The organism is Thermosulfuriphilus sp. (genome assembly GCF_054026695.1).
Window position 1 is genome coordinate 22,906 of the sequence record NZ_JBPMLP010000003.1, and the last position, 6,082, is coordinate 28,987.

Consider the following 6,082-nt stretch of genomic DNA (forward strand, 5'->3'; position numbering starts at 1 on the left):
TATGATTCGTAGCCAGGCAGAGACTATGACCAGGGAAGAGCTTGAGGCCCTTCAAGCCCGAAGATTGCGAGAGACTGTGGAGCGAGTCTACCATCTGGTCCCCTTTTATCGGCTCAAATTAGACGAGGCCGGGGTAAAACCGGAAGACATCAAGTCAGTTGTTGACCTCTGCCGCCTTCCCTTCACCCTCAAACAAGACCTCAGGGATCATTATCCTTTTGGCCTTTTTGCCGTTCCCATGGAACAGGTTGTTCGCATTCATTCTTCATCCGGGACCACCGGCAAACCTACAGTTGTTGGCTACACCGCCCACGATATGGAAGTCTGGACGGAGGTCATGGCCCGGAGTCTCGCCATGGGCGGGGTGACGGCTGCAGATGTCGTCCATAATGCCTATGGCTATGGCCTTTTTACCGGAGGCCTTGGGTTTCATTACGGAGCTGAACGGATCGGGGCAGCCGTAGTCCCCTCAAGTGGAGGGTTCACTAAACGCCAGCTAATGCTTATGAAAGACTTCGGGGCCACGGTTCTCTGCTCTACCCCTTCTTTTGCCCTTCATCTGGCCGAAGTAGCCAAAGACGAAGGCTACGACATAAGGAAAGATTTCCGACTCCGGGTAGGATTCTTTGGGGCAGAGCCGGCTTCAGAAGGTTTACGTCAAGCCGTCCGCCAAGCCTGGGGGATCCACTATGTGGAGGCCTACGGACTATCTGAGATCATAGGCCCCGGGGTGGCGGCTTCCTGTCCCCATGGGGGGTTGCACGTCTTTGAGGATCATTTTATCCCGGAGATTATCGATCCGGAGACAGGAGAGGTTCTGCCTGAGGGGGAAGAGGGTGAGCTGGTTATTACCCCGGTTACCAAACAGGCCTTGCCTCTTCTGCGCTATCGTACCAAAGACATCTCTCGCCTCTATTACGCTCCTTGCCCTTGCGGGCGGACCATTGTTCGCATGGAGACCATCAAAGGTCGCACCGACGATATGCTTATCGTAAATGGAGTAAATGTCTTCCCCTCCCAAGTAGAACACGTCCTCACCCAGACAGAAGGCGTGACTCCAAACTATGTAATCGTTTTGGATAAGAAGGGGGTCCTTGACAAGCTTGAAGTCTGGGTGGAAGTAGACGAAAGTGTCTTTACTGACGCTGTAGGAGGCCTTGAAGAGTTAAGGCGCCGTCTTGAACAGGAGCTCCTTAACAACCTTTACATTAATGCCAAGGTGAAGCTGGTGGAGCCCAAGACCCTAGAGAGAAGTATGGGTAAGGCCAAAAGGATCGTCGACCGTCGAGAACTTGTCCAAAAATAAAGTCAGGAGGCAATATGTCTGATCTCCGTAGTCGTTACACTATTAAGCAACTCTCCATCTTTTTAGAAAACCGTAAAGGCCGACTCCTTGAGGTCACTGAGGTCCTCTACCGGGCTGCTGTCAACATCCGGGCCCTCTCTTTGGCTGAAAGTGCTGAATTCGGTATTCTCCGTCTAGTGGTCAACAACCCAGAGAAGGCCAAAAGCCTTCTTTCTTCTTCTGGTTTTACTGTTAAACAGCAGGAGGTCTTTGCCGTAGAAGTAGAAGATCGACCAGGTTCCTTCTACGAAGTGGTTCGACTTTTGGCTGGAGCCGACATTAATATTGATTACACCTATGCCTTTGTGGGCAATTCCGATCGGGCCATCCTCATCTTTAAGGTCCCTGATGGAGACTTAGATAAAGCCGTCTCGGTCATCACTGAGGGTGGAGTAAAGCTTGTTGAACCGGTTTTCTTCTACGACTAAGGGGCCAAATCTCGGGGGCCTTTTAAAGATAGAGGGCCCCCCAGGGGAAGACACAGAAGATAAGAAACATCCCCATGAGGCCCCCTCACCGAGGAGAGATAGCCTCGATGGGCCCTGATGATCCGTTCGGCATAGTTCACCAGCCCCTGATAGCTTGGGCCCAAAGGGCAGAAAATTGGCGGCCTTATCCCTCCTTCTTCAAGGCAGACAAAGGGACTCCTGTGGGCAGAAATAGCTATGATGGCCATGGTTCCTTTTTGGCTAACCTGAATCCATACAGGGGCCCCGGGTGATCTTTCGACAGTGGCCAGAAGGATTCCTAAAAAGGCCCGCGAGAGATCTTCCTCATTTACATGGACTAAGGGGTCAGCCTCCAGGCTACAAGAGAATAACAACCCTCGCCTTCTAGCCAGACCACTCAGACCCTCAAGGCCAGCCTTGATTATCCTGCTTATTCTAAGACAGCTCTTGACCTCAGGGCTGAAGATCGGATGAGAGTATCGTAGAAGGGCCTCAAGTTCCAGATTGACAGCCTCTACCTCTTTGAGCACCTGTCTTAAAAGGAGACGACTGTGGCTAGAGAATCTAAGTCGTGAGGCCAAACGAGAGAAAAGAAGGGCCGCTCTTTGAGATGGGGACACCTGGACGGATGCCTTTGAAGCCATTTCCCACCTCCATAGATTCTAGCCCCCATCAAAAAACCTCCCCTAAATCAAGACTGAAGGAAAAAAAACATAAAGTCAAGCAATATTAAACTATACATCTCCAGAATCATCCAAAAGAGACCAAAAGTTCTTTTGTTAAACATAAAAGGCCGCTTAAACAAGACCTCCTAGCCCCCTTTTAAATGGTTTCCTTGACCACCCAGGACCACCGTGGTAAAGGATCACACGGCTTTTAAAGAAGCGGAGTTCAAAAAGTGGACAAAGAGAGCGGGAGTGCTTCGCCTTTATCAGGTTGTAGATGGAGAAATAAGGCCCATTCAGGCCCTAGAGAGGGGTTGTTGGGTCAATTTGGTCTCTCCTTCTGAAGACGAACTTCTCTTTGTCCAAAAAGAGCTTAAAGTCCTTCCCGAATTTCTACGCTACCCCCTGGATGAAGAGGAGACTTCTCGAGTAGAAGTGGAAGAGGATCAGGTCTTGATTATTATCAAGGTCCCCGATGCCCGCATGGAGAACGACGTGGTCCGTTATGAAACCATTCCCATCGGAATCATCCTTACAGAGGAGGCCTTCGTCACGGTCTGTCTTAAGGAATCTCCGGTCTTTGAAGAAATGCTTTCTGGACGCCATCGGATCCCTATCCAGAATGCAGCCCAGTTTGTCTTTGCCTTTTTCCTTAAGGTGGCTGGCCTCTATCTTCGGTATCTACGATTAATAGACAAGTTGATAAATGAGTACGAACAGGAACTACATCGCTCCATGCGCAACAAAGAGTTAATAAAACTCTTAAACCTCGAGAAAAGCCTAGTCTACTTTAACACTTCATTGCGCTCCAATGATTTGGTAATGACCAGGCTTCAGAGTGGGCGCTTTCTTCGGCTCACCGACGAGGACCTTGAACTCCTAGAAGACGCTCAGATCGAAAATCGTCAGGCCATTGAGATGGCCAAGATCTTTAGCGATATTCTCTCCGGCACCATGGACGCCTATGCCTCGGTTATCTCCAATAATCTCAATATTGTTATGAAATTCCTGACAGCGGTGACCATCGTTCTTATGTTCCCCAATCTGGTGGCCAGCATCTATGGAATGAATGTTCAGCTTCCCCTCCAGGACTCTCCCTATGCTTTTGCTATTGTTATGGGATTTGCATTTGCACTTTCGACGGTGGTGGTAGCTATCTTTATTAAAAAACGACTTTTCTGAGGCAAACCGTGCCCCTGACCCTGATTCTAGGAGGTCTTTCTTCTGGTAAGACGGCCTTTGCCCTCTCTTTGGCCCAGCCCTTCTCGGCACCTAAGATCTATATCGCTACTGCCGAGCCCTTTGATCAGGAGATGGCCGAGAAGATTGCCCGCCACAAGGCAGAAAGAGGCCAAAGCTGGCTCACTATTGAGGCTCCACTGGAGCTTGCCGAGACCCTAAGAGGGCTCAGGGCCTATCGTTCAGGATTAGGCCTTATAGATGGTCTTGGGATTTGGCTGGCAAATTTATTTGCTAAAAAGAAAGATTACAATAAATACATAAATGAATTTCTAGAAGAATTAATCTCTTTGCCTATTCCCTTGATAGTGGTTTCCGATGAGACTGGCCTTGGCGGAATAAGCCCGGAGCCAGAGACAAGACGTTGGCAGCAAGCCTTAGGATATCTCAACCAGCAGCTTGCTAAGATGTCAGACCAAGTAATCCTGGTGATTGCTGGGATTCCTTTGTGGATTAAGGGAGGTAGAGATGAGGCTTCTTGACAAAACCGTCAAGTCAATTCAGCCCATAGATGAGATCTTGGGCCGAAGGGCCCAGGAACACCTTGACAATCTTACTAAACCTCGAGGCAGTTTAGGACGACTTGAAGAATTCGCCCGACGCTACTGCGCTATAGTTGGCGATCTCAACCCCCGCTATCCCCGCAAGGTGGTCTGCGTCTTTGCCGGAGATCATGGAGTGGCCGAGGAAGGGGTGAGTGCCTTTCCTAAGGAGGTCACCTATCAGATGGTTAGAAACTTTCTTTTAGGCGGAGCGGGGATCAACGTCCTGGCCCGCCATGTAGGGGCTGAGGTTAAGGTGATTGACATGGGGGTTGATCACGATCTAGCCGACATTCCTGGGCTTTTAGTACGCAAGGTCGGCTGGGGAACGGCCAATTTTACCAAAGGTCCGGCCATGACCAGGGAGCAGGCGATAACAGCCATAGAGACGGGAATAAAGGTAGCCCAAGAGATGGTTGCCTCTGGTTTTAGGCTTCTGGGAACCGGCGAGATGGGTATTGCCAATACCACCCCAGCCAGCGCCATTACTGCTGTCATCTGTTCAGAAGCTCCAGAGACAGTTACTGGCCGGGGGACAGGTATTGACCAGCCGGCTTGGAGAAAAAAGGTCGAGGTCATCCGGGCTGGCATTGCCCTTAATCGTCCGGATCCCACTGATCCGATCGATGTTCTGGCCAAGGTAGGAGGATTTGAGATCGGGGGGATCTGCGGTTTTGTCCTGGGGGCCGCCGCCCTTGGTTGCCCAGTAGTCATCGATGGCTTTATCAGTTCTGCCGGAGCCCTTCTGGCCTATGAGATGGCTCCAACAGTGGCTCAGTATCTCTATGCTGGCCATTGTTCCGTGGAGCAGGGGCACCGAATCCAACTTACTCGAATGGGACTTACCCCCATTCTGGACCTTAACCTTCGCCTTGGTGAAGGCACCGGAGCTGCCTTGGCTATGGGGCTTATTGAGGCTGGAGTCAAGATTTACCGAGAGATGGCTACCTTTTCTGGAGCCGGAGTCTCGCCTGGAAGTGAGGCCGAAGATATGGGGCCATGAAGAGCCTCCTTTTTGCCCTCCAGTTTCTGACCATCTTTTGCCTCAAAAAGGATCTCTCCCCCAAAAGCTCAGAAATTATCTGGTCTCAGGCCCTCTTTCCACTAGTAGGAGGCCTTTTAGGAGTTATTGTTGCTGGGGGAGCCTGGCTCCTTTCTCATTTTATCCCTCCGGATCCCTTGGCAGCTATCATTCTGGTGGTCCTGTTTGTTCTTACCCGGGGGTTCCACCTGGACGGTTTGGCCGACAGTGCCGACGGCCTTATGGCCAATGTTGACCGTTCTCGGAGCCTTGAGATTATGAAGGACAGTCGCACCGGAGCCATGGGAGTGGCTGCTGTGGTCTTGACTATATTGGCTAAGTTCGCGGCCTTAAAGGTTATTGTTGACGCCGAGGCCTTTAAACCCTTGATCTCTGCCCCTGTTGTCGCCCGAATAGCCCCGGCAGTCCTTGCGGCCATCCTTCCCTATGCCCGAAACCAGGGCCTTGCCGAGACCATGGTCAGAAAGACTGGCCCAGCGGTGGCCTTAAGCGATCTTGTCTTGGGGCTGGGCCTTTTGGCCCTTCTTCTGTCAGTTAAGGAGATTTTTCTAATTATGATTGCTTCCTTTCTTCTTTGGTTGACTCTGGGGGGATATTTTTGGTTTCGCCTTCGAGGAATAACTGGAGACCTTCTGGGAGCTACTGTTGAAATTACAGAAACTTTGGTCTGGATTATCTTTTCTTGCATCTTAACTAGATAAGCTATCGCTCACTTTTTGTTTGACTGAGATTAATAAAATGCTAAGATGGCCTCGTTTTTATGGAAAATAGGGTTTGGTTTTTAAAAAGTTCTGAGATTC

The 6,082-nt window shown here is 50.4% G+C and carries 7 protein-coding genes; 6 read left to right on the forward strand and 1 reads right to left on the reverse strand.

Features of this window, described 5'->3' with window-relative positions; translation table 11 throughout:
• The first annotated feature begins 1 nt into the window (after position 1).
• Positions 2 to 1,306 (forward strand): phenylacetate--CoA ligase family protein, encoded by a 1,305-nt coding sequence (locus ACXJJX_RS00530; protein WP_456430837.1) that lies wholly within the window; start codon positions 2 to 4, stop codon positions 1,304 to 1,306.
• 14 nt (positions 1,307 to 1,320) lie between these two features.
• Positions 1,321 to 1,773 (forward strand): ACT domain-containing protein, encoded by a 453-nt coding sequence (locus tag ACXJJX_RS00535; RefSeq protein ID WP_456430839.1) that lies wholly within the window; start codon positions 1,321 to 1,323, stop codon positions 1,771 to 1,773.
• On the opposite strand, the gene ACXJJX_RS00540 is transcribed toward ACXJJX_RS00535, so the two are convergent.
• A complete protein-coding gene (locus tag ACXJJX_RS00540; RefSeq protein WP_456430841.1) occupies positions 1,770 to 2,438 on the reverse strand; it encodes a hypothetical protein in 669 nt (222 codons plus the stop codon). The two genes, ACXJJX_RS00535 and ACXJJX_RS00540, sit on opposite strands and share 4 nt — an antisense overlap.
• 273 nt (positions 2,439 to 2,711) lie before the next feature.
• Here ACXJJX_RS00540 and ACXJJX_RS00545 point away from each other — a divergent pair, with 273 nt between their 5' ends.
• Genes ACXJJX_RS00545 through cobS form a run of 4 tightly spaced genes read left to right on the forward strand, consistent with a single transcriptional unit; the run spans position 2,712 to position 5,983 of the window.
• Positions 2,712 to 3,641: a magnesium transporter CorA family protein gene (locus ACXJJX_RS00545; RefSeq protein ID WP_456430843.1), complete on the forward strand. Its 930-nt coding sequence runs from the start codon at positions 2,712 to 2,714 to the stop codon at positions 3,639 to 3,641.
• Positions 3,642 to 3,649: 8 nt separating this feature from the next.
• A complete protein-coding gene (locus ACXJJX_RS00550; protein WP_456430845.1) occupies positions 3,650 to 4,180 on the forward strand; it encodes a bifunctional adenosylcobinamide kinase/adenosylcobinamide-phosphate guanylyltransferase in 531 nt (176 codons plus the stop codon).
• Positions 4,167 to 5,243, forward strand: a complete 1,077-nt coding sequence (gene cobT, locus ACXJJX_RS00555; RefSeq protein WP_456430847.1) for a nicotinate-nucleotide--dimethylbenzimidazole phosphoribosyltransferase — start codon at positions 4,167 to 4,169, stop codon at positions 5,241 to 5,243. The genes ACXJJX_RS00550 and cobT overlap by 14 nt, the downstream gene beginning before the upstream one ends.
• Positions 5,240 to 5,983: an adenosylcobinamide-GDP ribazoletransferase gene (gene cobS / locus ACXJJX_RS00560; protein ID WP_456430849.1), complete on the forward strand. Its 744-nt coding sequence runs from the start codon at positions 5,240 to 5,242 to the stop codon at positions 5,981 to 5,983. The genes cobT and cobS overlap by 4 nt, the downstream gene beginning before the upstream one ends.
• The last annotated feature ends 99 nt before the right edge of the window (positions 5,984 to 6,082 follow it).